Annotated in this window: 7 protein-coding genes; all 7 read left to right on the forward strand. The window is 70.6% G+C overall.

Translation table 11 applies throughout. The features are described from left to right. Nucleotides 1–198, forward strand: a 198-nt coding sequence (locus AC1DTF_RS32175) for a hypothetical protein (RefSeq protein WP_477477012.1), incomplete at its 5' end; no start/stop codon positions are given. Nucleotides 199–214: 16 nt separating this feature from the next. Then, the gene (gene folE / locus AC1DTF_RS32180) at nt 215–832 is read left to right on the forward strand and encodes a GTP cyclohydrolase I FolE (RefSeq protein WP_057170949.1); all 618 of its coding nucleotides are present in this window, start codon (nt 215–217) and stop codon (nt 830–832) included. Between the two features lie 14 nt (nt 833–846). Beyond that, nucleotides 847–1653 (forward strand): dihydropteroate synthase, encoded by an 807-nt coding sequence (gene folP / locus AC1DTF_RS32185; RefSeq protein ID WP_477477017.1) that lies wholly within the window; start codon nt 847–849, stop codon nt 1651–1653. After that, entirely contained in the window at nt 1646–2026 is a 381-nt protein-coding gene (gene folB / locus AC1DTF_RS32190) for a dihydroneopterin aldolase (protein ID WP_477477013.1), read from the forward strand. Before folP ends, folB begins: the two co-directional genes overlap by 8 nt. Continuing rightward, nucleotides 2023–2535, forward strand: coding sequence for a 2-amino-4-hydroxy-6-hydroxymethyldihydropteridine diphosphokinase (folK, locus tag AC1DTF_RS32195; RefSeq protein ID WP_477477014.1), 513 nt, complete (start codon nt 2023–2025; stop codon nt 2533–2535). Before folB ends, folK begins: the two co-directional genes overlap by 4 nt. Beyond that, entirely contained in the window at nt 2535–3020 is a 486-nt protein-coding gene (locus AC1DTF_RS32200; RefSeq protein WP_477477015.1) for a DUF3180 domain-containing protein, read from the forward strand. Before folK ends, AC1DTF_RS32200 begins: the two co-directional genes overlap by 1 nt. 56 nt (nt 3021–3076) lie before the next feature. After that, nucleotides 3077–3854 (forward strand): DUF6779 domain-containing protein (locus AC1DTF_RS32205; protein ID WP_477477016.1); only part of this gene is annotated, 778 nt, incomplete at its 3' end.

The following is a 3854-nucleotide window of genomic DNA, read 5'->3' on the forward strand; positions in this document are numbered from 1 at the left end:
GCACCGGGCTGGCCCCCGCGCCCCGGCGCCGGCCAGCAGCCGCCGCCCCCGCCGCAGGGCTGGTACCCGCCGCAGCATCAACAGCCGCAGCACCAGCCCGGACCGCCTCCACCGCCGTACCCACCGCAGTACGCGCCGCCCCCGCATGCGCCCGGCAACGAGCAGCAGGGCCCGGACGCACCACGGACCCATGGCTGAACAGAACGGAGCGTCGATGACGACGTCGGAGAACGACCTCGCTGAAGCGGTCGGCTTCACCCCTGCCCACTTCGACCAGGAACGCGCGGAAGCGGCCGTACGCGAGCTGCTGATCGCGGTCGGCGAGGATCCGGACCGACACGGTCTGGTGGACACCCCGGCGCGGGTGGCGCGGGCGTACCGGGAAATCTTCGGCGGCCTCTACACCGACCCCGACACGGTGCTCAACACCACCTTCGACGAGCAGCACGACGAACTGGTGCTCATCAAACAGATCCCGATGTACTCCACCTGTGAGCACCACCTGGTGTCCTTCCACGGGGTGGCTCATGTCGGGTACATCCCCGGCCTGGACGGCCGGGTCACCGGCCTGTCCAAGATCGCCAGGCTCGTCGATCTCTACGCGAAACGGCCGCAGGTCCAGGAGCGGTTGACCGCGCAGATCGCGGACGCCCTGATGCGCAAGCTGGATCCGCGCGGGGCGATCGTGGTGGTGGAGGCCGAGCACCTGTGCATGGCCATGCGTGGCGTGCGCAAGCCGGGCGCGGTGACCACCACCTCGGCGGTGCGCGGACAGTTCAAGACCGACAAGGCATCACGGTCCGAGGCGCTGGAACTGATCCTCCGGAAGTGACCGTGCCGGTGGTGATGGGTGTCGTCAACGTCACCGAGGACTCGTTCTCCGACGGCGGACTCTTCCTCGATCGCGACCGTGCCGTGGAACGGGCGATGGCGCTGGTTGCCGCCGGTGCGGCGATCATCGACGTCGGCGGCGAGTCGACGCGCCCGGGTGCCACCCGGGTCGCCCCGGAACTCGAGAGCTCGCGGGTACTGCCCGTCATCCGGGACTTGGCCGCCGCCGGGGTCACCGTCAGCATCGACACCATGCACTCCTCGGTGGCCGCCGCCGCGCTGGAGAACGGCGCGCAGATCGTCAACGACGTCTCCGGCGGGCGGTCCGACCCGAATATGGCCGCCGTGCTGGCCGAGGCGAAAGCGCCGTGGGTGCTCATGCATTGGCGGTCGGTGCGCGCCGACGCCCCGCATGAGGTCCCCGCCTACGCCGACGTCGTCGGCGAGGTGCGCGAGGATCTGTTGCGCAGTGTCGACGACGCGGTCGCGGCCGGCGTGGACCCGGCGAAGGTGATCATCGATCCCGGCCTCGGTTTCGCCAAGACCGCACAACACAACTGGGAACTGCTGCGCGCGCTGCCGACGTTCGTGGCGACCGGGTTCCCGGTCCTGGTCGGGGCGTCGCGCAAACGGTTCCTGGGCGCGCTGCTGGAAGGACCCGACGGGGTGATGCGCCCGGCGTCCGGGCGCGAGACGGCGACCGCGGTGATCTCCGCGCTGTCCGTCCTGAACGGCGCGTGGGGTGTGCGGGTGCACGATGTGCAGGCCTCGGTGGATGCGCTCAAGGTAGTGAACGCGTGGTCCGGAGGGAAAAATGGCTGATCGAATCGAACTGCGCGGGTTGACCGTTCGCGGGAACCACGGCGTCTTCGACCATGAGCGCCGCGACGGCCAGGACTTCATCATCGATGTGACGGTGTGGATCGATCTGGAGGCCGCCGCCGCGACCGACGACCTTGCCGACACCCTGAACTACGGAACGCTGGCGGAGCGGGCGGCCGCGATCGTCGCGGGCCCACCGCGCAACCTGATCGAGACGGTGTCCGCCGAGATCGCCGAGGACGTGATGACCGACGAGCGCGTGCATGCCGTCGAGGTCGTCGTGCACAAGCCCAGCGCGCCGATCCCACTGACCTTCTCCGATGTCGCGGTGGTGGCGCGCCGGTCCCGCCGCGGCAGGGGACTGACGCCGTGAGCACCGCGGTGCTGTCCATCGGGTCGAATCTGGGTGACCGGCTGGCGCACCTGCAGTCGGTGCTCGACGGGATGGCGGCGCTGGGCAGCCGGATCGTGGCGGTCTCACCGGTCTACGAGACCGACGCATGGGGTGGCGTCGAACAGGGCGCCTTCCTCAATGCGGTGCTGATCGTCGAGGATCCGGCCTGCGACGGCCACGGCTGGCTGCGACGGGGTCAGCAGCTGGAGTCCGCGGCCGACCGGGTGCGCGAGGTGCACTGGGGACCGCGGACCCTCGATGTCGACATCGTCTCCTGCCGCGACGGATCCACCGAATTGCGTTCCGAGGACGCCGAACTGACGTTGCCGCACCCGTTCGCGCATCAGCGCGCCTTCGTGCTGGTGCCGTGGCTGGCCGCCGATGCCGGCGCCGAGCTGTCCGGCACGCCGGTGGCCGAACTGCTGGAGCGGCTCGGCGAAGAGGAGCGCGCCGGGGTGCGGCCCACCCACCTGACCCTGGACCGCTGATGGGACCGACCCGCAAGCGTGACCTCGCGGCAACGGCGGGCATCGCCGCCGTCGTCTGCTACCTGCTGGTCGTCTTCCTGTACCGGTGGTTCCCACCGATCACGCTCTGGACGGGGGTGTCCCTGCTGGCGGTGGCGGTCGCCGAGGCCGTCTGGGGCTACGTCATACGATCGCGCATCGCCGACGGTCAGATCGGTATCGGGGCGGGGCGACTGCACCCGCTGGCGGTGGCCCGCTCGGTGGGGATCGCCAAGGCGTCGGCCTGGGTCGGCGCGCTGGTACTGGGTTGGTGGATCGGGGTTCTCGCGTATCTGCTGCCGCGCCGGGGCACCATGCGTGTCGCGGGCGAGGACACCGCCGGCACCGTGGTGGCTGCGCTGTGCGCGCTGGCACTCCTGGCGGCCGGGCTGTGGCTGCAGCATTGCTGCACGTCCCCGGAGGACCCGAACGACAATCACGACTCGTACAGTGGCGCAGCCGAGTAGCCGAATCGCCGCGCAGGTCGACACGCGATGCGAGCTGTGAACGGTACAGTCGCCCCATGACCGATCCGTCCCGCGGCGTGCGCGTTCGACGCGCCAACCGCAGGCCGGGTTGGGTTCTGCTGACGGCGTTGCTGGTGCTCGCTATCGTCGCCAGCACCGTGCTGGTCTTCACCAACCGGGTCGAACTGCTCAAACTCGCCGTGGTGCTGGCGTTGTGGGCGGCGGTCGCCGCGGCGTTCGTGTCGTTCATCTACCGGCGGCAGAGCGATCTCGATCAGGCCAAGGTGCGCGACCTCAAGTACGTCTACGACCTCCAACTGGATCGCGAGATCTCGGCGCGCCGCGAATACGAACTGGCAGTGGAAGCGCAACTGCGCCGCGAGCTGTCGGCGGAGTTGCGAGCGCAGGCCGCCGACGAGGTCGCCGCGCTACGTGCCGAACTCGCCGCGCTGCGTACCAATCTGGAGATCCTGTTCGACACCGATCTGGACCACCGCCCCGCGCTGGAGACCGAACGCCCCGCCGGCCGGGTGATCGCCAGCCGCATCGACACCCCGGTGCGCGCCGAGGCAGAGCCGCGCACCGAGGAAAGCCCGATCATCGACGTGCCCGCCGAACCGCATCCACCGGAGTACCAGTGGGCGCCGGCCGAACCGATCGGCCCCGAACCGATCGCGCCCGAACTGTTCGGCGGAGCCCACCGGMGGGCATCGGAAGCCGAGGAACCCGCTCCCTGGCAGCGCCGCGCCGCCACCTCCCCGCCCGTTCAACCGCCGCCGCCACCGGCCGCCCCGCCCGTTCCGGACCCGGTCGCCGCCCAGTGGTCGCCCGCCC

The sequence above is a fragment of the Mycobacterium sp. P4_H6 genome, from assembly GCF_056400845.1.